The 20,374-nt window shown below is 68.4% G+C and carries 21 protein-coding genes; 13 read left to right on the forward strand and 8 right to left on the reverse strand.

Annotated features, from left to right (window positions below; genetic code table 11):
• The first annotated feature begins 29 nt into the window (after positions 1–29).
• Genes L1081_RS06380 through L1081_RS06405 form a run of 6 tightly spaced genes read left to right on the forward strand, consistent with a single transcriptional unit; the run spans position 30 to position 5,802 of the window.
• Positions 30–1,535: a cobyric acid synthase gene (locus tag L1081_RS06380; RefSeq protein ID WP_489416743.1), complete on the forward strand. Its 1,506-nt coding sequence runs from the start codon at positions 30–32 to the stop codon at positions 1,533–1,535.
• On the forward strand, positions 1,532–2,581 hold the full coding sequence (gene cobT / locus L1081_RS06385; protein ID WP_489415697.1) for a nicotinate-nucleotide--dimethylbenzimidazole phosphoribosyltransferase: 1,050 nt from the start codon (positions 1,532–1,534) through the stop codon (positions 2,579–2,581). Before L1081_RS06380 ends, cobT begins: the two co-directional genes overlap by 4 nt.
• Before the next feature lie 4 nt (positions 2,582–2,585).
• Positions 2,586–3,380 (forward strand): adenosylcobinamide-GDP ribazoletransferase, encoded by a 795-nt coding sequence (locus L1081_RS06390; RefSeq protein WP_489415698.1) that lies wholly within the window; start codon positions 2,586–2,588, stop codon positions 3,378–3,380.
• On the forward strand, positions 3,377–3,928 hold the full coding sequence (locus L1081_RS06395) for a histidine phosphatase family protein (protein ID WP_489415699.1): 552 nt from the start codon (positions 3,377–3,379) through the stop codon (positions 3,926–3,928). Before L1081_RS06390 ends, L1081_RS06395 begins: the two co-directional genes overlap by 4 nt.
• Before the next feature lie 44 nt (positions 3,929–3,972).
• The gene (locus L1081_RS06400; RefSeq protein WP_489415700.1) at positions 3,973–4,857 is read left to right on the forward strand and encodes a helix-turn-helix domain-containing protein; all 885 of its coding nucleotides are present in this window, start codon (positions 3,973–3,975) and stop codon (positions 4,855–4,857) included.
• 48 nt (positions 4,858–4,905) lie between these two features.
• The gene (locus L1081_RS06405; RefSeq protein WP_489415701.1) at positions 4,906–5,802 is read left to right on the forward strand and encodes an SDR family NAD(P)-dependent oxidoreductase; all 897 of its coding nucleotides are present in this window, start codon (positions 4,906–4,908) and stop codon (positions 5,800–5,802) included.
• Between the two features lie 13 nt (positions 5,803–5,815).
• On the opposite strand, the gene nth is transcribed toward L1081_RS06405, so the two are convergent.
• A complete protein-coding gene (nth, locus tag L1081_RS06410) occupies positions 5,816–6,463 on the reverse strand; it encodes an endonuclease III (RefSeq protein WP_489415702.1) in 648 nt (215 codons plus the stop codon).
• A 105-nt stretch (positions 6,464–6,568) separates the two neighbouring features.
• Between nth and L1081_RS06415 the strand changes: the two genes are divergently transcribed.
• Complete coding sequence (locus tag L1081_RS06415; RefSeq protein ID WP_489415703.1) at positions 6,569–7,756, forward strand: aminotransferase class I/II-fold pyridoxal phosphate-dependent enzyme; 1,188 nt, start codon at positions 6,569–6,571, stop codon at positions 7,754–7,756.
• Positions 7,757–7,765: 9 nt separating this feature from the next.
• Here L1081_RS06415 and L1081_RS06420 read toward each other — a convergent pair whose 3' ends face one another.
• On the reverse strand, positions 7,766–7,993 hold the full coding sequence (locus L1081_RS06420; protein WP_012747682.1) for a hypothetical protein: 228 nt from the start codon (positions 7,991–7,993) through the stop codon (positions 7,766–7,768).
• Between the two features lie 63 nt (positions 7,994–8,056).
• Between L1081_RS06420 and L1081_RS06425 the strand changes: the two genes are divergently transcribed.
• Positions 8,057–8,383 carry a DUF6172 family protein gene (locus L1081_RS06425; RefSeq protein WP_489415704.1) on the forward strand — a complete coding sequence of 109 codons (327 nt, stop codon included), beginning with the start codon at positions 8,057–8,059 and terminating at the stop codon, positions 8,381–8,383.
• Positions 8,384–8,390: 7 nt separating this feature from the next.
• Here the strand turns inward: L1081_RS06425 and L1081_RS06430 are convergent, their stop codons facing one another.
• Genes L1081_RS06430 through mfd form a run of 3 tightly spaced genes read right to left on the reverse strand, consistent with a single transcriptional unit; the run spans position 8,391 to position 13,647 of the window.
• On the reverse strand, positions 8,391–9,458 hold the full coding sequence (locus L1081_RS06430; RefSeq protein WP_489415705.1) for an Ldh family oxidoreductase: 1,068 nt from the start codon (positions 9,456–9,458) through the stop codon (positions 8,391–8,393).
• Positions 9,455–10,168: a phosphoserine phosphatase SerB gene (gene serB, locus L1081_RS06435; RefSeq protein ID WP_489415706.1), complete on the reverse strand. Its 714-nt coding sequence runs from the start codon at positions 10,166–10,168 to the stop codon at positions 9,455–9,457. Before serB ends, L1081_RS06430 begins: the two co-directional genes overlap by 4 nt.
• Positions 10,165–13,647 (reverse strand): transcription-repair coupling factor, encoded by a 3,483-nt coding sequence (gene mfd, locus L1081_RS06440; RefSeq protein WP_489415707.1) that lies wholly within the window; start codon positions 13,645–13,647, stop codon positions 10,165–10,167. The genes serB and mfd overlap by 4 nt, the downstream gene beginning before the upstream one ends.
• A 115-nt stretch (positions 13,648–13,762) precedes the next feature.
• On the opposite strand from mfd, the gene ispD reads away from it, so the two are divergent.
• Together ispD and ispF are read left to right on the forward strand one after the other, a co-directional pair.
• Positions 13,763–14,476, forward strand: coding sequence for a 2-C-methyl-D-erythritol 4-phosphate cytidylyltransferase (gene ispD, locus L1081_RS06445; RefSeq protein WP_489415708.1), 714 nt, complete (start codon positions 13,763–13,765; stop codon positions 14,474–14,476).
• Positions 14,473–14,967 (forward strand): 2-C-methyl-D-erythritol 2,4-cyclodiphosphate synthase, encoded by a 495-nt coding sequence (ispF, locus tag L1081_RS06450; RefSeq protein ID WP_124960525.1) that lies wholly within the window; start codon positions 14,473–14,475, stop codon positions 14,965–14,967. Before ispD ends, ispF begins: the two co-directional genes overlap by 4 nt.
• 1 nt (position 14,968) lies before the next feature.
• Here ispF and L1081_RS06455 read toward each other — a convergent pair whose 3' ends face one another.
• Both L1081_RS06455 and ompR read right to left on the reverse strand, forming a co-directional pair.
• Entirely contained in the window at positions 14,969–16,378 is a 1,410-nt protein-coding gene (locus L1081_RS06455) for a sensor histidine kinase family protein (RefSeq protein ID WP_319426248.1), read from the reverse strand.
• Between the two features lie 76 nt (positions 16,379–16,454).
• Positions 16,455–17,186: an osmolarity response regulator transcription factor OmpR gene (ompR, locus tag L1081_RS06460; RefSeq protein WP_012747691.1), complete on the reverse strand. Its 732-nt coding sequence runs from the start codon at positions 17,184–17,186 to the stop codon at positions 16,455–16,457.
• 173 nt (positions 17,187–17,359) lie between these two features.
• Here ompR and L1081_RS06465 point away from each other — a divergent pair, with 173 nt between their 5' ends.
• Both L1081_RS06465 and L1081_RS06470 read left to right on the forward strand, forming a co-directional pair.
• The gene (locus L1081_RS06465; protein WP_489415709.1) at positions 17,360–17,716 is read left to right on the forward strand and encodes a hypothetical protein; all 357 of its coding nucleotides are present in this window, start codon (positions 17,360–17,362) and stop codon (positions 17,714–17,716) included.
• 61 nt (positions 17,717–17,777) lie between these two features.
• A complete protein-coding gene (locus tag L1081_RS06470; protein ID WP_489415710.1) occupies positions 17,778–18,488 on the forward strand; it encodes an SIMPL domain-containing protein in 711 nt (236 codons plus the stop codon).
• Positions 18,489–18,494: 6 nt separating this feature from the next.
• Here L1081_RS06470 and L1081_RS06475 read toward each other — a convergent pair whose 3' ends face one another.
• Positions 18,495–19,265: a 3-hydroxybutyrate dehydrogenase gene (locus tag L1081_RS06475; RefSeq protein WP_489415711.1), complete on the reverse strand. Its 771-nt coding sequence runs from the start codon at positions 19,263–19,265 to the stop codon at positions 18,495–18,497.
• A gap of 68 nt (positions 19,266–19,333) precedes the next feature.
• Between L1081_RS06475 and L1081_RS06480 the strand changes: the two genes are divergently transcribed.
• A complete protein-coding gene (locus tag L1081_RS06480) occupies positions 19,334–20,293 on the forward strand; it encodes an alpha/beta fold hydrolase (protein WP_489415712.1) in 960 nt (319 codons plus the stop codon).
• Positions 20,294–20,374: the final 81 nt, after the last annotated feature.

Here is a 20,374-nt window from a genome sequence, read left to right on the forward strand (position 1 = left end):
ACAATAGCCGCATGACAACCCGATGCGTGATGGTTCTGGGCACGACCAGTGGCGCCGGCAAGAGCTGGCTGACCGCCGCGCTGTGCCGCTGGTATGCGCGCCAGGGCCTCAAGGTGGCGCCCTTCAAGGCGCAGAACATGAGCAACAACGCCCGCGTGGTCGACGGCGGCGAAATCGGCAGCGCCCAGTACTTCCAGGCACTGGCCGCGCGCGCCGTGCCCGACGTGCGCATGAACCCGCTGCTGCTCAAGCCCGAGCGCGACACCCACAGCCAGGTGGTGCTGATGGGGCAGGTGAGCGCGGAACTCACGGCCATGCCCTGGCGCGGGCGCAGCGAGCGCGTCTGGCCGCAGATTGCGCAGGCGCTCGACGCATTGCGTGCCGAGAACGACGTGGTGGTGATCGAAGGCGCCGGCTCGCCGGCCGAAATCAACCTGATGGCAAGCGACATCGTCAACCTGCGCGTGGCCCGCCACGCGAACGCCCGCTGCCTGCTGGTGACCGACATCGACCGCGGCGGCGCCTTCGCGCACCTGTACGGCACCTGGGCATTGATGCCTGAGAGCGACCGCGCGCTGCTGCGCGGCTTCGTGCTCAACAAGTTCCGCGGCGATGCCTCGCTGCTGGCGCCGGCACCGCAACAATTGCAGGCGCTGACCGGCATCGCGACCGTCGCGACGCTGCCGATGTGGCGGGAGCACGGCCTGCCTGAGGAAGACGGTGTGTTCGACGACCGGACCAGTTGGACCCCCACGCTCGGCACTGGCGTGTCCTCGTTGCCCCCCGAGGGGGCGCTCGCGCCTTGGGGCGGCCCGGCGGCGCTCGGTGCGAGCGGTGCCGTCACACGCACCGTGGCCGTCGTGGCCTACCCGCGCATCAGCAACCTCGACGAATTCCAGCCGCTCAAGAACGTGCCGGGCATCCGCCTGGTCTGGGCGCGCACGCCGGCGGAGCTGGCCGGCGCCGACTGGATCGTGCTGCCCGGCTCCAAGCACACCAGCGGCGATCTCGCATGGCTGCGCGCGCAGGGCCTGGACCGCGTCATCGCGGCGCACGCGGCCGCCGGCGGTGCCGTGCTGGGTGTCTGCGGCGGCTTGCAGATGCTGGGCGAGGCGCTGGTCGATCCGCACGGCATCGACGGCAATGCGCCCGGCCTGGGCCTGCTGCCGCTGGTGACGGTGTTCGAGCGCGAAAAGACCGTGCGCCACAGGGCGGCAGTCTTCGGCCAGTTGGGCGGTGCATGGGCTTCGCTCTCGAACGCGGCGGTGACGGGCTATGAGATCCATCACGGCCAGACCGCGATTCACCCCCAGATGGCGCAGGACGGCCGTGCCGTGATGCCCGAGGGCCTGGCCTGGCAGAACGCGCGTGGCAACGTGCTGGGCCTCTACCTGCATGGCCTGTTCGAGGACGCGGCCGCACTGCAGGCCCTCTTCGGCGCCGCGGCACCCACGCTCGACGCGACCTTCGACGGCCTGGCCGATTTCATAGACAACCACTTCGAGGCCGGCGTCCTGCAAGGCCTGATCGCATGACCGACAACAACCAGACCATTCCTTCCATCTCCGACATCCATGACGGCGCACTTGCGTCGCGCCTGCAGGCGGCGCTCGACAACAAGACCAAGCCGCTCGGCGCGCTCGGCCGTCTCGAGAGCCTGGCCTTGCGGATCGGCCTCGTCCTGGGCAGCGAAACGCCCGTGCTCGAAGCACCGCAAATGCTGGTGTGCGCGGCCGACCATGGCCTGGCGGCGCGCGGCGTGTCGGCCTTTCCGAGCGACGTGACCTGGCAGATGGTCGAGAACTTCCTGGTCGGCGGCGCGGCCGTCAGCGTGCTGGCGCGCCAGCACGGGCTGGCGCTCACCGTGGTCGACTGCGGCGTGCGGCGCGACTTCCAGGCCCGCCCGGGGCTGGTGTCGCGCCGGATCGCCGCCGGTACCGCCGATGCGTCGGCCGGGCCCGCCATGACCGCGGAGCAATGTGCGCAAGCCATCGTCAACGGGCGCGAGGTGGTGAGCGCGCTGCCGGGCAATGCCTTGCTGCTCGGCGAAATGGGCATCGGCAACAGCTCGGCCGCGGCGCTGCTGCTGGCGCGCCTTGCGGGGCTGGACATCGACGGCTGCACCGGCTCCGGCACCGGCCTCGACACCGCGGGGCTCGCGCGCAAGCGGCAGGTGCTGCGCGACGTGCTGGCGCTGCATGCGGCTGCGAGCGAGCCGCTCGATGCGCTCGCTGCGTTCGGCGGCTTCGAGATTGCCACGCTGGTCGGCGCGGTGCTGCAGGCGGCGCAGGAGCGGCGCGTGATCGTGGTCGATGGCTTCATCGCGAGCGCTGCGGTGCTCGTCGCGCAGGCGCTGCAGCCGCATGTGGCGCAGCGCTGCGTGGCCGCGCACAGTTCGGCGGAACCCGGGCATGCGCTGTTGCTGAAGCACCTCGGGCTCGAGCCCTTGCTGGACCTGGACCTGCGCCTTGGCGAGGGCTCGGGCGGCGCGCTGGCCTGGCCACTGCTCGAATCGGCTTGCCGCATCCTGCGCGAGATGGCCAGCTTCGAAGCCGCCGGCGTGTCGCGCAAGGACAGTTGAACCCATGAACGGTGTCCGCAACTATCTGCTGGCGCTGCAGTTCTTCACGCGCGTGCCGGTGACCGGCCGGCTCGCCGAGTGGATCGGCTTCAGCCCACAGATGCTGCGTGCAAGCGCGGCGCATTTTCCGGGTGTGGGCTGGCTCGTGGGCGGCGTGGGCGCGGCCGTTTTCGTGCTCGCGCTGCAGGGCTTGCCCGGCGTGGCCGGTGCACTGGCCGCGGCGCTGCTGAGCATGGCTGCAACGGTGCTGCTGACCGGCGCCTTTCATGAAGACGGGCTCGCCGATGTGGCCGACGGGCTGGGCGGTTCGGCCGACCGCAGCCGCGCGCTCGAGATCATGAAGGACTCGCGCATCGGTGCCTTCGGCGCCATTGCGCTGATGCTGGCGCTCGGGCTCAAGGCCGCGCTGCTCGCGTCGATGGCGGGGCAGGGCGCGCAGGCCGTGGCCGGCGCCATCGTGGGCGCGCATGTGCTGTCGCGGCTGGCGCCGCTCTTCCTGATCCGCTGGCTGCCCTACGTGGGCGATAGCGGCGCAAGCAAGGCCAAGCCCTTGGCCGATGCGATCGGCGGCGGTGCCTTGCTGGTCGGCGTGCTCTGGTCGGTGCCCGCTGCCCTGCTGATGCTGGCGACACAGGGCCCTGTACGAACGATGGCCATGGCGGTGGCATGCGCTCTGGCGGCGTTGGTCATGGCGCGCATGTTCCGGCGCCGGCTGCAGGGATTCACCGGCGACGGGCTCGGCGCGACGCAGCAGCTGTGCGAGCTTGCGATCTACCTGGCGCTGGCCTGGCAGGCATGAAGCTGTGGCTGGTGCGCCACGCGCAGACCGAGGCCGCACCGGGCCTTTGCTACGGCAGCGCGGACGTGGGCGTGCCGGCCGAGGCGACGCAGGCGGCGGCGCATGCGGTGGCTTCGCGCCTGCCCGCAGATCTTGCGCTGGCCCACTCGCCGCTCCGGCGCTGCGCCGAACTCGCGCAAGCCATCGGCAGGCTGCGTCCGGACCTTGCCACGCGCGTCGATCAGCGCCTCGCCGAGATGGATTTCGGCGCCTGGGAAGGCCGGCCCTGGTCGTCGATTGCGCGTGCCGAGTTCGAGGCGTGGACCTGCAATTTCGCTGAAGGGTGCCCGGGTGGGCATGGCGAAAGCACGGCCCGCTTCATGCAGCGCATTGGCGCGGCCTTCGACGACTGGCGCGCGTCGGGGCAGGATGCGGTGTGGGTCACGCATGCAGGCGTGATGCGGGCGGTGGAACTGCTGCACCGCGGCGTGCGGCGCGTCGACGATGCCGCGCAGTGGCCGTCGGCGCCCATTGACTATGGGGCGTGCCAGCTGATCGAATGCGGCTGATGCGCGGTGGCACCCGCCGCCGCGCGCCACTGTCCGCCAACGCGATGCCGACACCGCCCAAGAACGAACGCCTGTACCTGCGCCTCGACGACGACCCGTTGCACGGGCCGGAGGCCGGCATGCCTGCGGGGACGCTACGCGCCTTTCCGGTCGCCGAGCCGCTGCGGATGCACGTTGCGCACATTCTTCTCTACAGGGAAACGCTGCCCGAGGGCCGTGAGGTCCTGGAGCGCGTGCTGCCCGATGGGGCGGTGCGGCTGGTCTTCAATCTCGGCGATGCACCCTCGGCGGACGAGAGTGCAGGGCATGCGGTCGAGGCCATCGGCGCGTCGGCGGCGCCGGCCCTCGTGCGCCTGCGCCGGAAGATGGAAGGGCTGTCGGTGACCCTGCGCCCCGGTGCGGCTGCGGCGCTGCTGGGAAGACCGGCCAGCGAGGTCGCAGGCACCGCCGTGCACCTGGACGAGCTGTGGCGCGGCCGTGGCGCCGAACTGCTGGAGCGCATCGCGCTGCAGCCGGACGACGCGTCGCGCGTGTCGGTGCTGTGTGCGGCCCTGCAGCGCCGGCTGGCCGATGGCGACGGCGCCGTCCACGCGGCGGCGATGCGCGCGGCGCAGCTCATCGCCATGTCGGGCGGGCGGCGTCCGCTGCGCGAGGTGGCGCAGACCGTCGGCCTTGGCGAGCGGCGGCTGCAGCAGGTCTTTCGGCAACAGGTGGGGCTGTCGCCGCGGGCCTGGAGCCGGCTCGCGCGGCTGCATGCCTGCGTGCGCGCCTTGCGCCTGCAGCGCGAGCCCGCCTGGGCAAGCCTTGCGCTGGATGGCGGCTTCTATGACCAATCGCACCTCATCAACGAGTTCCAGGCGCTTTGCGGCCTTACGCCGACGGAGTTTCTGGGGCGGGCGGTTTCGGGTTCTTCCAAGACGGCGGATTGACGCGGCCTTACCGTCGTCGCCTCTCACTCGCAACGAAAGGACAGGACGATGCCATCTGAAAGCAGGGAGCGGCCGCTGAAGGGCCGCGTGGCCGTGGTGACCGGAGCGAGCCGCGGCGCCGGCCGCGGCATTGCGGCGGAACTGGGCGCCGCGGGCGCCATTGTGTACGTCACCGGGCGAAGCACGCGCGGGCAGCCGGCAAGAAGCTATGGCCAGCTGCTCGCGCTCTCGGAGCTCGAAGCCCTGCCGGGCAGCATCGACGAAACCGCCGACGAGGTCGCGCGCATGGGTGGACGAGGCATTGCGGTGCGCTGCGACCACACGCAGGAAGACGAGGTGAAGCAGCTCTTTGCGCAGGTGCAGCGCGAGCAAGGCCGTGTGGATCTGCTCGTGAACAATGCCTGGGGCGGCCACGAGACCTTCAACGGCGTGTTCGAGGCGCCGTTCTGGGAGCATCCGCTTTCCAACTGGGACTCGATGTTCGACCGCGGCGTGCGCAACCACCTGCTGGCCAGCCGCTTCGCCGCGCCGCTGATGGTGGCGCAAAAGAGCGGGCTGATCGTGACCACCACCTTCTGGGACCGCGGCAACTACCTGCGCGGGAACCTGTTCTACGACCTGGCCAAGTCGGCCATGACCCGGCTGGCCTTCGGCATGGCGCAGGAACTTCGCCCGCACGGCGTCGCTTCGCTCGCCGTGTCGCCGGGCTGGATGCGTACCGAGTTCGTGCTGGCCGGCCACAAGACCGACGAGGCGCACTGGCACGAGCGCCCGGCGCTGGCGCGAACCGAGTCGCCGCGCTATCTCGGCCGCGCGGTGGCCGCGCTCGCGGGCGATGCGCGGGTGCTGGAAAAAAGCGGCGGCGTGCACCGCGTGGCTGACCTGGCGTGCGAATACGGCTTCACCGACATCGATGGCCGGCAGGTCGAAGCGTTCGAGCTATAGCGGGAGTACGGTTTCAGGCTGACTTGGGCCGCGGCGTCTTCGGCTTGTAGTCGCAAAAGGGTGCCACCGCGCATTCCCAGCACTTCGGCGTGCGTGCCACGCAGATGTAGCGCCCGTGCAGGATGAGCCAGTGGTGCGCATGCAGCCGGAATTCGAACGGAACGCGTTTCTCCAGCTTGAGCTCCACTTCGAGCGGCGTCTTGCCCGGCGCAAGCCCGGTGCGGTTGCCGACGCGGAAGATGTGCGTATCGACCGCGATCGTCGCTTCGCCGAACGCCACGTTGAGCACCACGTTGGCGGTCTTGCGGCCGACGCCCGGCAGCGCCTCGAGCTCGGCGCGCGTGCGGGGCACTTCGCCGCCATGCTTCTCCACCAGGATGCGGCAGGTCTCGATCAGGTGTTTGGCCTTGCTGCGGTACAGCCCGATGGTCTTGATGTAGTCCTCCAGGCCCTCCACGCCCAGCCGGAGCATCGCCTGCGGCGTGTTCGCCACCGGAAACAGCTTGCGCGTGGCCTTGTTCACGCCCACGTCGGTCGCCTGCGCGGAGAGCAGCACGGCGGCCAGCAGTTCGAAGGGCGTGGCGTACTCGAGCTCGGTTTCGGGCGTGGGGTTGGCCGCCTGCAAAGTGGCGAAGAAGAGGGGGATGTTGTCTTTTTTCATGGGGTTCCGGGCAAGGCGCCCAATATATCGTCGGCGGCCCAAAGCCCACCGTGCGGCACGCCGCCGCACTTTCGCCACAATAGCGCCCAGAAAGTGAGACTTCCCATGCAATTCGCTTCCCGCCTCGACAACGTCGAAACCTCCGCCATCCGCGAACTCTTCAAGCTGCTGGGCAAGCCCGGCATCATCAGCTTCGCGGGCGGTTTCCCCGACAGCGCCATGTTCGACGTGGAGGGCCTGAAGGAGGCGAGCCAGAAGGCGCTGACCGAGGAGCCCGGCGGCGCGCTGCAGTACGGTGCCACCGAAGGCTACGAGCCGCTGCGCACGCAGTTGAGCGCCTTCATGAAGACCAAGGGCGTCGACGTCGACCCGAGCGGCCTGATCGTCACCACCGGCAGCCAGCAGGCGCTCGACCTGCTGGGCAAGACCATGATCTCGCCCGGCGACAAGGTGATCGTCGAAGGCCCGACCTTCCTGGCCACCATCCAGTGCTTTCGCCTGTACGGCGCGCAGCTCATCAGCGCGCCCATCGACGCCAACGGCGTGAAGACCGACGAGCTCGAGAAACTCATCGCCGAGCACAAGCCCAGGTTCGTCTACCTGATTCCCACCTTCGGCAACCCGAGCGGCGCCATGCTGAGCCTGGAGCGCCGCAAGAAGGTGCTCGAACTCGCGGTCAAGTACCAGACGCTGATCGTCGAGGACGACCCGTACGGCGACCTCTACTTCGGCGAAGCGCCGCCGCCTTCGATCCTGGCTTTAGCCAAGGACGTGCCGGGCAGCCGCGAACTGCTCGCGCATTGCGGCAGCCTGAGCAAGGTGCTGAGCCCGGGCCTGCGCATCGGCTGGATGATCGCCCCGGCCGAACTGCTGGCCAAGGCCACCATGTGCAAGCAGTTCAGCGACGCGCACACCAGCACCTTCTCGCAAGCCACGGCCGCGCAATACCTCAAGAGCGGCCGCATGCCGGCCACGCTGGCGCACGTGCGCGAGGTCTACGGCCAGCGCGCGCAGGCCATGGGGGCGGCGCTCAAGCGCGAACTGGGCGATGCGGTGAGCTTCACGCAGCCGCAGGGCGGCCTGTTCTTCTGGGCCCGCCTCACGGGGGCCAACGGCAAGCTGGCCGATGCCAGCGAGTTGGCCAAGCGCGCCATCGAGAAGCTCGTTGCCTTCGTGCCCGGGGCGCCGTTCTATGCCGAGAAGCCCGACCTGGCGACGCTGCGGCTGAGCTTTGCGACGGCCGATGTGGCCCGGATCGAAGAGGGCGTGAAGCGCCTGGGCCAGGCCCTGTAGGCCTTCGGTTCAGGGCGAGCGGTGCAGGCGGGGCGCCGCCAGCAGCGCCAGGTTGTCCGCAATGGCCGCATCCACGTTCGGATAGCGGCCTTTCATTTTCGATAGCGTCATGATCGTTTGCAGCGCCTTCAGGTCCTTGACCGAGGGTGCGACCTTGATCTGTGCGATGGCCGCCGATGCGTTGCCGCCGTTGACCAATGCCATCACCTTGCTTGCCCAGTCGTTTGCGCGCGCCATGTCTTCACCTGCTTTCGTTTGAACCACCGCCGACTGTACACAGGCCGCGGGTTAGGATCGACCATGAGAAAAACCTTTCAGCTTCAGGTCGAGGGCAAGCACCCCGACCGCCTCCTCGAAGCCATCAAGCACGAAATCCGCAAGTACATCAAGCGCGAGCGGCGCCGCGAATTGCCTGAAGGCAGCGACTTCTGGGACTTCGACTGCAGGTTCGGCGCCTCGGCGGAAACTGCCGAAGCCGTGCACCTGTCGGCCATCACCGGACTGATCGACGGCATCGTCAAGGACGCCGGCAAGCAGTTCTACGTCGAAATCCTGGCCAAGCCCGGCAAGCGCAAGCCGCGCGCGGCCGGCGAGCCGGCGCAAGAAGAACCGCCCGAAGAAATCTAGCCCGCCCTCAGAGCAGCGCCTGCGCGAGCCGCAGCCCGTGGCGCTGCTCCGCATCCTGCAGCGAACGTGCGATCGAGGGGTGCAGCCGCACCCCGTTCTTCGACTGCGCATCACGGCGCTTCAAGCCGCCTTCGCCCGGCAGCCGCACGGGCCTGGCCGGATCGATCGGCGTGTTGTTGCGGCACTGGGCCGCCACATGGTCCATCTGGCGCAGGAAAGCCTCCTTGCCGCCGAAGGCATGCAGATCGTGCAGCGTGACGTGCACCGTCGCGCCCCAGCCTTCGGGCGGGTCGGCCCGGCCATGGCCAGCGAGGCCGGCAGTCAAGGTCTCGACCAGCAGCGCCATGCCGTAGCCCTTGTGCCCGTGACTCAGTCCGCCCACCGGCAGCAGCGTGCCGGGTGGCTGGTCGAACAGCACCTGCGGGTTGTTCGACGGTTTGCCGGCGGCGTCGATCAGCCATTCCTCCGCAAAAGTTTCGCCGGCCGCGCGCTTGCGGTTGCTCATGCCGTTGGTGGTGATGGAGGCCGAGATGTCGACCATCACGCCGCCTTGCGAGAGCGGAAAGCCCATGGCCAGCGGATTCGGCGTGAACACCGCCTGCGTGCCGCCGAAGGGCGCGACGCTGGCGGTGTTGGGGTCGGAGCAGGCGAGCAGCATCAGCATGTCTTCCTCGAGCGCGCGCAGCATGTAGACGGCGAGGCAGGCGATGTGGTGGCTGCGGCGGATCACGAGCGAGGCGGTGCCGAGTTCGCGGGCGCGCGGAATCAGCAGGTCCATGCCCTGGTCCATGAGCCAGGGGCCGGGCAGGCGCTTGCCGTCCCAGAGCACCGCGGCGGGGCGGTCCGACAGCACTTCGGGCGCGCCGCCCGGCGTCATGCCGCCCGATTCGATTTCCTTCACATAGCCGGCCAGCAGTGCGAGGCCGTGCGTGTCGTGGCCCAGCAGGTCGCCTTCGACCAGGGTGCGGGCGACGCTATCGGCCATCGGGGCGGCGAGCCCGGCCTTCTGCAGCAGGGCACTGGCGTAATCCTTGAGCGCGTCGGCGCGGTAGAGGGGGGCGGTTGTGTCGGTCATTTCAGTACATCCAGCAGGCGGTCGAGCCCGCCTTCGTTGATGGCCACCATGGCCTGTTCGCGGACTTTCGGCTTCGCGTGGTAGGCCACCGAAAGACCGGCTTCGCCCATCATCGGCAGGTCGTTCGCGCCATCGCCCACGGCAATGGCTTCGTGCGGAGAAATGCCGAGGAGGGATGCAACCTCGAGCAGCGTGCGGCGTTTCTCGGCGCCGTCGCAGATGTCGCCCCAGCTCTGCTGCACCACCTGGCCGGTGAGCTTGCCGTTGGCCTCGTCGAGCAGGTTGGAGCGAGCGAAGTCGATGCCCAGGCGGTCCTTCACGCGGTTTGCGAAGAAGGTGAAGCCGCCCGACACCAGCAGCACCTTGAGCCCGGCCGCCTTGCAGGCCGCCACCAGTTCGGCGGCGCCCGGATTGAGCTTCAGCCGCTCGTCGTAGACCTGCTGCAGCGCCTCGACCGGCACGCCCTTCAGCAGCGCCACGCGCCGCCGCAGACTTTCCTTGAAGTCCTTGATCTCGCCGCGCATCGTGGCTTCGGTGATCGCGGCCACCTCGGCCTTCTTGCCGACGGCATCGGCGATCTCGTCGATGCATTCGATGTTGATCAGCGTCGAGTCCATGTCGAACGCGATCAGCTTGAAGTCGGCCAGCTTCAGCGGCGGCTTCAGGCGCTGGATGGCGAGGCCGGGAGAGATTTCTGTGATTGCGCTCATGCGGGGGCGGTTTCCTTGACGATGGGTTGTCCGAGGCTGCGCAGCACGTCGCGCACCATTTGCGCACGTTCCTTGGGCTCTTTCAGCTCGCGCTCGATGCGCAGCTTCTCGTTGCCCGCGAGCTTGATGTGCTTGTTCTTCTGGATCAGGTGAATGATGGCCATCGAGTCGACCGGCGGATCCTTCTTGAACGTGATGTGGATCACGCCCGGCGCTGCATCCACCTTCACCACGCCGTAGGGCCGTGCCAGCACGCGCAGCCGGTGCGTGTCGATCAGCGTCTGCGCCTGCGGAGGCAGCTTGCCGAAGCGGTCGACGATCTCCTCGAGCAAGGTGTCGATCTGCTCGGGCGTCTTTGCGGTGGCCAGCTTCTTGTAGAACGACAGGCGCAGGTGCACGTCGCCGCAGTAGTCGTCGGGCAGCAGGGCGGGGGCGTGCAGGTTGATCTCGGTGGTGACCGACAGCGGCGCCAGCAGGTCGGGCTCCTGCCCGGCCTTGAGCGCGCGCACGGCCTCGCTGAGCATCTCGTTGTAGAGCTGGAAGCCGATCTCCATCATGTTGCCGCTCTGGTTTTCGCCGAGCACCTCGCCCGTGCCGCGGATTTCCAGGTCGTGCATCGCAAGGTAGAAGCCCGAGCCCAGTTCCTCCATCTGCTGGATGGCGTCGAGCCGCTGCGCCGCCTGCTTGGTCAGGCCTTCGGTGTCCGGCACCATCAGGTAGGCATAGGCCTGGTGGTGCGAGCGCCCGACGCGCCCGCGCAACTGGTGCAGCTGCGCCAGGCCGAACTTGTCGGCGCGGCTCATCACGATGGTGTTGGCGGTCGGCACGTCGATGCCGGTCTCGATGATGGTCGAGCACAGCAGGAGGTTGTAGCGCTGCGCCACGAAGTCGCGCATCACGCGCTCCAGCTCGCGCTCGGGCATCTGGCCGTGGGCGACGGCGATGCGGGCCTCGGGAAGAATCTCCTCGAGCTTCTGGCGCCGGTTCTCGATGGTCTCGACCTCGTTGTGCAGGAAGTAGACCTGCCCGCCGCGCTTCAGTTCGCGCAGCACGGCTTCGCGGATCACTCCGGTGCCCTCGTTGCGCACGAAGGTCTTGATGGCGAGGCGCCGCTGCGGCGCGGTCGCGATCACGCTCAGGTCGCGCAGGCCCTCGAGCGCCATGCCCAGCGTGCGCGGAATCGGCGTGGCGGTGAGCGTGAGCACGTCGACCTCGGCGCGCATGGCCTTCATCGCCTCCTTGTGGCGCACGCCGAAGCGGTGCTCCTCGTCGATGATGAGCAGGCCCAGGTTCTTGAACTTGACCGATTGCGAGAGCAGCTTGTGCGTGCCGACCACGATGTCGACCGTGCCCTCGGCCAGCCCCTTGGCAGCCGTGTTGATTTCCTTGGTCGAGCGGAAGCGGCTCATTTCGGCCACCTTGACCGGCCACTTGGCGAAGCGGTCGACCAGCGTCTGGTAGTGCTGCTCGGCCAGCAGGGTGGTGGGCGCAAGGAACGCCACCTGCTTGCCGCCGGTGATCGCGATGAACGCGGCGCGCAGCGCCACTTCGGTCTTGCCGAAGCCCACGTCGCCGCAGACCAGGCGGTCCATCGGCTGCGGCGAGATCATGTCCTGCACCACGGCATGGATCGCGGCCTTCTGGTCGGCGGTTTCCTGAAAACCGAAATCGTTGGCGAATACTTCGTAGTCGGCGGCCGAATAGCGGAAGGCATGGCCCTGGCGCGCGGCGCGGCGGGCGTAGATGTTGAGCAGCTCGGCGGCCGAGTCGCGCACCTGCTCGGCGGCCTTGCGCTTGGCCTTTTCCCACTGGCCCGAGCCCAGCCTGTGCAGCGGGGCCTCGTCGGCGCTGACGCCGGTGTAGCGGCTGATCTGGTGCAGCTGCGAGACGGGCACGTAGAGCGTGGCCTTGTCGGCGTACTCCAGGTGCAGCATTTCCTGCAGCAGCGGCTTGCCTTCGGTATCGACCCCCTGGCCCAGGTCCATGTGGATCAGCCCGCGGTAGCGGCCGATGCCGTGCGCGGTGTGAACCACCGGGTCGCCGACGTTGAGCTCGGACAGGTCCTTGATCAGCGCCTCGACATCGCTGACCTGTTCCTGCTTCTTGTTGCGGCGGCGCGTGGTGGGCGCTGTGGCGAAGAGCTCGGTCTCGGTGACGAGGTCGATGCCCTGTTCGCGCCACGCGAAGCCCGAGGCCAGCGCAGCAGTGGCGATGCCGATCTTCTCGTCGGCGGACGCTTCGAACTCGGCCAGCGAATCGAAGGCCGGCGGGCTCACGCCGCTGGCGCGCAGGAAGTCGAGCAGGCTCTCGCGCCGGCCTTCGCTTTCGGCGATCAGCAGCACGCGGTGCGGCGTGGCCTTGATGTGGGCCTTGAGGCCGACCAATGGATCCTCGGCGCCGCGCACCACCGCGAAGGGTGGCAGCCTGTCGAACTCGGCGTAGGGCGTGTCGGTGGCGACGTCGCCTCGAATGGCCAGTTGGGCGTGCGGCTTGGCCCGCTGGTAGAACTGTTCGGCGCTCAGGAACAGCGCCTCGGGCGGCAGCGCCGGGCGTTCAGGGTCGCCGCGCACCAGGCGATAGCGCTCGTTGGTGTCCTGCCAGAAATGCTGGAACGCGGGTTCGAGCTCGCCGTGCAGCACCACTGTTGCGTCTGCGCCCAGGTAGTCGAACACCGTGGCCGTCTCGTCGAAGAACAGCGGCAGGTAGTACTCGATGCCGGCGGTGGCCACGCCGTTGCCCATGTCCTTGTAGATGCGGCTCTTGGTCGGGTCGCCTTCGAGCAGTTCGCGCCAGCGGCTGCGAAAGCGCGCGCGGGCATCGTCGTCCATCGGGAACTCGCGGCCCGGCAGCAGCCGCACTTCGGGCACCGGGTAGAGGCTGCGCTGGGTGTCGGGGTCGAAGGTGCGGATCGAGTCGATCTCGTCGTCGAACAGGTCGACGCGGAACGGCACCAGCGAGCCCATGGGAAACAGGTCGATCAGGCCGCCGCGCACCGCGTACTCGCCCGGGCTCACCACCTGCGTCACGTGGCTGTAGCCGGCCAGCGTGAGCTGCGCCTTGAGCTTGGATTCCTCGAGCTTCTGCTTGGCCTTGAAGTGGAAGGTGTATCCGGCCAGGAAGGCCGGCGGCGCGAGCCGGTAGAGCGCGGTGGTGGCGGGCACCAGCACCACGTCGGCTTCTTTCTGGCTGATGCGCCAGAGCGTGGCGAGTCGCTCGCTGATCAGGTCCTGGTGCGGGGAGAAGCTGTCGTAGGGCAGCGTTTCCCAGTCGGGGAACAGGGCGCAGCGCAGTTCGGGCGCGAAGAACGCTATTTCGTCGATCAGCCGCTGCGCGTCGTTGGCGTCGGCCGTGAACATCGCGGTGGCGCGGCCCGCGGCCTTCTCGCGCATGCCCAGCTGCGCCAGCAGCAGGGCATCGGCCGACAGAGGGGGACGCGGCAGCGTGAATCGCTTGCCCGCCGTGAGGTGGGGGAGGTCCATGGAACGCTTTGAAAATGCAGAACACCCCGCGCTGAGGGCGAGGGGTGTGTGAGACGGTCGATTCTAGAATGGCGGCCCTTTATCCGCTTGCCGGCCGACGGCCGTGCCGCACCCCATGTCTTCTTCCCGATTTTTCGTGCTGATTCCTTGTGCCGGTTTCGGCCACCGTGCAGGTGGTGTTCAGCCCAAGCAATACCAGCGGCTGGCGGGATCGTCCATGGTGGCTCACACGGTGGCTGCGTTCCGCGCGCTGGCGGGCCGCTTCGCGGGGCTGGCGGTGGTGGTGTCGCCGGACGACCGCGAGGTACAGGCGGCGCTGCCGCGCTTTCCGGCGGACAACGAATTCTTGCTGCGCGTGGGGGGCGTCACCCGCGCCGCCACGGTGCGCAACGGCCTCGCGGCGCTGCGGCAGAAGGGCGCCGGGGCGCACGACTGGGTGCTGGTGCACGACGCGGCACGCTGCCTGGTCACCTCGAGCCAGATCGAGGCGCTGATTGCGGCCTGCGAGCACGACGCCGTCGGCGGGCTGCTGGCGCAGCGGCTGGCCGACACGCTGAAGGCGTCCTCGGCCGACAGCCGCGTCTCCCAGACTCTTTCGCGGGCCGACAAGTGGCTGGCCCAGACGCCGCAGATGTTCCGCATCGGCATGCTGCTCGATGCGCTGGAGCGGGCGGGCGACGCGGTGACCGACGAAGCTGGCGCCATCGAGGCCATCGGCCTTTCCCCGTTGCTGGTGCCGGGCAGCGCGCAGAACTTCAAGGTGACCTTTCCCGAGGACTTCGCGCTGGCCGAGGCGGTGCTGCTCGGCCGCAGGAAAGCCATCACATGACGGCCGCGTTCAACATCCGCGTGGGCGAGGGCTGGGACGTTCACCAGCTGGTGGCGGGGCGCAAGCTCATCCTCGGCGGCGTGGAGGTTCCGCACACGACCGGCCTGCTGGGGCATTCGGACGCTGACGTGCTGCTGCATGCCATCACCGATGCATTGTTCGGCGCGGCGGGCCTGGGCGACATCGGCCGGCATTTTCCCGATACCGACGCACAGTTCCGCGGCGCCGATTCGGCGGTGCTGCTCGGCGAAGCGGCACGCCGCGTGCGCGCCGCGGGCTGGGAGATCGGCAATGTCGACAGCACGGTGATCGCGCAGGCGCCCAAGCTGGCACCGCACATCCCGGCCATGTGCCGGCGCATCGCCCAGGTGCTGGGCCTCGCGCCCGATCAGGTCAACGTGAAGGCCAAAACGGCCGAGAAGCTCGGCCCGGTCGGCGAAGGCCGCGCGATGGAAGCCCGCGCGGTGGTGCTGCTGCACCGCCAGGGCTGAATCAGGCCCGACGGCCCTGGGCTTCCGCCGGCCTCGGCTCGGGCATGGCGCGCGGCATGCGGATGTGCGCCGCGAGGCCGCGCCCCGGCGTGCTGGTGAGCGCAAAGGTTCCGCCCATGCGCTCGATGTTCTTTGCCACGATCGACAGACCGAGCCCGGCGCCAGCCGCGGAGGTGCGCGCCACGTCGCCGCGGAAGAAGGGCTTGGTCAGCTGCGAGAGCAGGGCGGGCTCGACGCCCGCGCCGTGGTCTCGCACCTTGATCAACACCGCGTCGTTGTTCGACTGCGCCTGGATCACCACATCGGCAATGCCGGTGGAGGGCGTCTTGCCGTAGCGCCGCGCGTTCTCCACCAGGTTGGAGATCACGCGTGTGAGCTCGACCTCGTCGCCCAGCACGCGCAGGTCGGGCGGCACGTCGACGCGGATGTTCATCTCTTCGTAGTCCTGCACGGCGTAGGTGCAGGCATCGACCACGTCGCGCAGCAGCACGGGCTTGGGGTCGACATGGTCGGGGCGCGCATAGTCGAGGAACTTGTCGATGATGGCGTCGAGCTGGGCGATGTCGGCCGCCATGTGGTCGCGCGCGTCCTCGTCGGACACGCTCATCTCGGTTTCGAGCCGCAGCCGCGCGAGCGGCGTGCGCAGGTCGTGCGAGATGCCGGCCAGCATGATGGCGCGGTCCTGCTCGATCTTGGCGAGCTGGTCGGCCATGCGGTTGAAGCCGATGTTGACCGCGCGGATCTCGTTGGTGCGGGCGCTCTCGTCGAGCCGGTGCGCTTCGTATTCGCCTTCGCGCACCTGCATGGTGGCGCGCGACAACTGCTTGAGCGGCAGGTTGATGAGCCGCGTGATCAGCGCCGCGCCGGCCAGGGACAGGGCCATGGCGGTGCTGAGCCAGACCAGCCAGGTGCGTCCGCCCACGCGGCTGAAGCGGGTCGGGTCGAGCAGCAGCCAGTAGGTGTCGCTCTCGATGGTGAAGCCGATCCACAGGCCCGGCTCGTCGTTGACGCGGCTGGCCACCGTGGTGCCTTCGCCGAGCTGGTCGATCAGCTCCTCGGTCACGCGCTGGTCGAGCGCGCCGCTTGTGTAGGGCTCGAAGCGGTCGTTGGGCTCGCGCGGCAGGATGCGCACGCCCTCTTGGTCGGCCAACGTCTTGATCAGCGACACCCGCGTGATCGCATCCGAATACACCAGCGCCGCGCGCGTGAGATTCACGAGCGAGGCGATCTGATGTGCGGTCTGGATGGCGCGCGGCTCGTATTCGAGCGAGCGGAAGGTCTGCAGCCAGGCGACCGTACAGCCGATCAGCAGCAGCGCGAGCAGGAAGAATGTGCGCCAGAAAAGGCTGAAGCCGAGCTTCAGGCCCGGTCGCCGGTCACGCTGGCCGCTGCCCTCCAGGGGGCTTGGCATGGTGACCTGCGCGCCGTCCTCCTGGGCTGGGCTGGGTCTGGCGGATTGCAGGCCGATGGCCACCTCAGGTTGTCGTTCAGGCCGTGCCGTCCGGCACGAACACGTAGCCCACGCCCCACACGGTCTGGATGTAGCGGGGCGCCGCCGCGTCGGCCTCGACCAGCTTGCGCAGGCGCGAGATCTGTACGTCGAGGCTGCGGTCGAAGGGTTCGAACTCGCGGCCGCGGGCCAGCTGGGCCAGCTTCTCGCGCGAGAGCGGCTGGCGCGGATGGCGCACCAGCGCCTTCAGCATCGCGAATTCGCCGGTGGTCAGGGAGAGTTCCTCGCCGTCCTTCTTGAGCGTGCGCGAACCCAGGTCGAAGGCAAAGGGCCCGAAGGTCACGGTCTCGTTCTCGGTGGAAGGGGCGCCGGGCGCTTCGAGCGGCGGACGGCGGCGCAGCACCGCGTGCACGCGCGCCAGCAGTTCGCGGGGGTTGAACGGCTTGCCCAGGTAGTCGTCCGCGCCGACCTCGAGGCCGACGATGCGGTCGACGTCCTCGCCCTTGGCGGTGAGCATGATGATTGGCGTGCGGTCGTTGGCGGCACGCAGGCGGCGGCAGACCGACAGGCCGTCTTCGCCGGGCATCATCAGGTCGAGCACGATCAGGTCGACCGTGTCGCGCAACAGGATGCGGTTGAGCGCCTTGCCGTCCTCGGCCACGATCACTTCGAAACCTTCCTGGGTCAGGTAGCGGCGAAGCAGGTCGCGGATGCGGGCGTCATCGTCGACGATCACGATCTTGTCAGTGCGGGCGGGAACTTGAGTCATTTCTACAACGTTGAATTTGTAACAGCGCCGATTCTGAAGGCGTTGAGCCCCCGTTGAGCCGGTTTTACTTATGGTTTGACACTAAGTTACAAAACTTGCGGTCGCTAGCTGTCTAGTCATCCGACGTTCGCCCGGCAGTGGCAAAGTCCGGCCAGCGTTACGACTTTTGTTCAATGAGAACCCTTCTTCCCGTCCTGCCGATCCTTGTTGCCTGCAGCTGCGGCCCTGCCTTGGCAAACGCCGGCGAGTTTCTCAGGGTCGGTGATTCGCGACGCAGCGAGGTACGTGAGGCGGTAGCGGCCCACCGTGCCGCGCAGCGCGACGAAATCCGGCGGGAGGAGGCCGTGGCCGGCAGGCGTCTCACGGCGGCCGAACTCTTCGAGCTGCGCCAGCAGGTGCGAAGGCAATGGACGCCGCCCGGCACACCCAACGTGCTGAATTCGGCAGAATCGCAACCGGCCGAGCGAATGGTGCCGGAGCCGATGTCGGCTGCGCGCGCCCTGACCTTGCCTCGCAGTCAGCGCCGCTGAAGCGGCAAGGGCTGCGCGCTCTCGCATTCTTGAATACACCAACCCAGGGAGTTAACTCGTCTTGAAAAAAATCAGTTTGATCGCGGCTTGCGTCGCACTGGCTGCGGCAGGCGCCGCAAGCACGGCCATGGCTCAGAACATGGTCCCGCCGCCGCAGAACGTGCTGCAGCTCACGGCCTCGGGCACGGTGGAAGTACAGCAGGACATGCTCAGCATGACGCTCACCACCACGCGCGACGCAGCCGATGCCGCCACGGTCCAGTCGCAGCTCAAGGCCGCGGTGGACGCGGCCCTGGTCGAGGCGAAGAAGAACGCCCAGCCCGGCCAGCTCGACGTGCGCACCGGCAATTTCAGCCTGTCGCCGCGCTATACCCGCGAGGGCAAGATCAACGGCTGGCAGGGCTCCGCCGAAATGGTGCTCGAGGGCCGCGACTTCCCGCGCATCACGCAGACCGCGGGGCGCATCACCACGCTCAACGTCGGCAATGTGGGCTTCGCGCTGAGCCGCGAGCAGCGCGCCAAAAGCGAGACCGAGGCCCAGACCATCGCCATCGAGAACTTCAAGCAGAAGGCCACCGAACTGGCCAAGGGCTTCGGCTTCGGTGGCTACACGCTGCGCGAAGTGTCGGTGAACGCGAACGACAGCGGTCCGATCCGGCCGCGCGTCATGGCGGCGGCGGCCAAATCCTATGCGGCCGATGCGCCGGTGCCGGTGGAAGCCGGGAAGACCAGCGTGGTCGTGAACGTCTCGGGATCGGTGCAGCTCAAGTAGCTTCTTCTACTGAGCGGTCCAGCCGCCGTCCATCTGCCAGGCTACCCCGCGCACCTGGTCGGCGGCCGGCGAGCACAGGAACACCGCAAGGCCGCCGAGCTGCTCGACCGTGGTGAACTGCAGCGAAGGCTGCTTTTCCCCCAGCAGTTCGTTCTGCGCCTGCGTGGCCGAGATGCCTTCGCGCGCCGCGCGGTCGTCGATCTGCTTTTGCACCAGTTGCGTCAGCACCCAGCCCGGGCAGATCGCATTGCTCGTGATGCCGGTGGTCGCGGTTTCGAGCGCCACCGACTTGGTGAAGCCCACGATGCCGTGCTTGGCTGCCACGTAGGCCGACTTCTGCGCCGAGGCCACCAGCCCATGGGCCGATGCGACATTGATGATGCGGCCCCAGTTGGCTTCGCGCATCGCGGGAATGGCGAGCCGGGTCGTGTGGAACGCGCTCGTGAGGTTGATTGCGATGATGGCGTCCCAGCGTTCCGGCGGAAAGTCCTCGACCTTTGCCACGTGCTGGATGCCGGCGTTGTTGACGAGGATGTCGATGCGGCCGAATTTGGACGCGGCGAACTTCATCATGTCCTCGATCTGGCCGGGCTGGCTCATGTCGGCGCCGTGATATTCAGCGCGCACGCCGAGCGCCTCGATCTGGGCCTTGGGGGTTTCGGCGTCGCCGAAGCCGTTGAGCACGATGTGCGCGCCCTGTTGCGCGAGCGCCTTGGCAATGGCAAGGCCAATGCCGCTGGTGGACCCCGTGACAAGCGCGGTTTTGCCTTTGAGCATGAAGATCAATCTCCGGATGAATTAGGATGCGACGAGACCATTATCCGCACCAGGACGACTTCGTTTTCATGACAGAACCGGCGCTTCATTACGTGGCGTGCGATGACGCCCAGGGCGGTCACCGCATGGCCTACTGGCAATGGGGCGACGCGCGCAGCGCGCGCGTGGTGGTCTGCGTGCACGGCCTCACGCGGCAGGGACGCGACTTCGACGTGCTTGCGCAGGCCCTCGTGGCACGCGCCGCCGGCGACGTGCGCGTGATCTGCCCCGACGTGGCGGGGCGTGGCCGAAGCGACTGGCTGCGCGATCCGGCCCTCTACCAGGTGCCGGTCTATGCGGCCGACATGCTGGCGCTCGTTGCGCAGCTGCACCGCGAACAACCGATCGATACGCTCGACTACCTGGGCACCAGCATGGGCGGGCTGATCGGCTTCGTGCTGGCGGGTCACAAGCAATTGCCGCTGGCCCGTCCGATACGTCGCTTCATCGTGAACGACGTGGGCCCGACGATCGAGACCGCGGCGCTGCAGCGCATCGGCGCCTACGTGGGGCAGGGCGGCCGCTACGAAAGCCGGCAGTCGGCGGCGGACGCCATGTGGGCGATCTCGACCAGCTTCGGCCCCCATACACCGGCCCAGTGGCTCTCGCTGTCGGAGCACATGGTGGTGCCCGCATCGCAGCGCACGGCCGATGGCGCCGGCAAGGTGGAGCCCAGTGAATCCCAGAGCAACGCAGCCGGCCCCTGGCTGCTTCACTACGATCCGGCCATCGCCGTTGCGCTGCGCGCCATCACGCCCGAGGCCGCGGCCCAGGGCGGCGCCGTGATGTGGAGCCTCTACGACGCCATCGATGCGCGCACGCTCGTGACGCGCGGCGCCCAGTCGGACCTGCTGTCGCGCGAAACGGCCCTGGCCATGACGCAGCGCGGGCCCCGCGCGGCGCTGATCGAGTTCGAGGGCGTGGGCCATGCGCCCACCTTCGTCGACCCCGGGCAGGTGGGCGCCGTCACCAACTTCCTGTTCGATTGAGGCCAACGTGAAGCGCGAGTCTTCGAGTCTTCAAACGGCGCACGCCTCCGATACGGCGGTGGTGGACTATCCCTTGTCCGC

The organism is Variovorax sp. MSC1_012 (genome assembly GCF_023667525.1).
Lineage (GTDB): Bacteria > Pseudomonadota > Gammaproteobacteria > Burkholderiales > Burkholderiaceae_C > Variovorax > Variovorax beijingensis_B.

Excerpts from the sequence above, each read along its gene's own strand:
- L1081_RS06380 (WP_489416743.1), top strand. The coding sequence starts at position 30 with ATGGTTCTGGGCACGACCAGTGGCGCCGGCAAGAGCTGGCTGACCGCC.
- cobT (WP_489415697.1), top strand. The coding sequence starts at position 1,532 with ATGACCGACAACAACCAGACCATTCCTTCCATCTCCGACATCCATGAC.
- L1081_RS06390 (WP_489415698.1), top strand. The coding sequence starts at position 2,586 with ATGAACGGTGTCCGCAACTATCTGCTGGCGCTGCAGTTCTTCACGCGC.
- L1081_RS06395 (WP_489415699.1), top strand. The coding sequence starts at position 3,377 with ATGAAGCTGTGGCTGGTGCGCCACGCGCAGACCGAGGCCGCACCGGGC.
- L1081_RS06400 (WP_489415700.1), top strand. The coding sequence starts at position 3,973 with ATGCCGACACCGCCCAAGAACGAACGCCTGTACCTGCGCCTCGACGAC.
- L1081_RS06405 (WP_489415701.1), top strand. The coding sequence starts at position 4,906 with ATGCCATCTGAAAGCAGGGAGCGGCCGCTGAAGGGCCGCGTGGCCGTG.
- nth (WP_489415702.1), bottom strand. The coding sequence starts at position 6,463 with ATGAAAAAAGACAACATCCCCCTCTTCTTCGCCACTTTGCAGGCGGCC.
- L1081_RS06415 (WP_489415703.1), top strand. The coding sequence starts at position 6,569 with ATGCAATTCGCTTCCCGCCTCGACAACGTCGAAACCTCCGCCATCCGC.
- L1081_RS06420 (WP_012747682.1), bottom strand. The coding sequence starts at position 7,993 with ATGGCGCGCGCAAACGACTGGGCAAGCAAGGTGATGGCATTGGTCAAC.
- L1081_RS06425 (WP_489415704.1), top strand. The coding sequence starts at position 8,057 with ATGAGAAAAACCTTTCAGCTTCAGGTCGAGGGCAAGCACCCCGACCGC.
- L1081_RS06430 (WP_489415705.1), bottom strand. The coding sequence starts at position 9,458 with ATGACCGACACAACCGCCCCCCTCTACCGCGCCGACGCGCTCAAGGAT.
- serB (WP_489415706.1), bottom strand. The coding sequence starts at position 10,168 with ATGAGCGCAATCACAGAAATCTCTCCCGGCCTCGCCATCCAGCGCCTG.
- mfd (WP_489415707.1), bottom strand. The coding sequence starts at position 13,647 with ATGGACCTCCCCCACCTCACGGCGGGCAAGCGATTCACGCTGCCGCGT.
- ispD (WP_489415708.1), top strand. The coding sequence starts at position 13,763 with ATGTCTTCTTCCCGATTTTTCGTGCTGATTCCTTGTGCCGGTTTCGGC.
- ispF (WP_124960525.1), top strand. The coding sequence starts at position 14,473 with ATGACGGCCGCGTTCAACATCCGCGTGGGCGAGGGCTGGGACGTTCAC.
- L1081_RS06455 (WP_319426248.1), bottom strand. The coding sequence starts at position 16,378 with ATGCCAAGCCCCCTGGAGGGCAGCGGCCAGCGTGACCGGCGACCGGGC.
- ompR (WP_012747691.1), bottom strand. The coding sequence starts at position 17,186 with ATGACTCAAGTTCCCGCCCGCACTGACAAGATCGTGATCGTCGACGAT.
- L1081_RS06465 (WP_489415709.1), top strand. The coding sequence starts at position 17,360 with ATGAGAACCCTTCTTCCCGTCCTGCCGATCCTTGTTGCCTGCAGCTGC.
- L1081_RS06475 (WP_489415711.1), bottom strand. The coding sequence starts at position 19,265 with ATGCTCAAAGGCAAAACCGCGCTTGTCACGGGGTCCACCAGCGGCATT.
- L1081_RS06480 (WP_489415712.1), top strand. The coding sequence starts at position 19,334 with ATGACAGAACCGGCGCTTCATTACGTGGCGTGCGATGACGCCCAGGGC.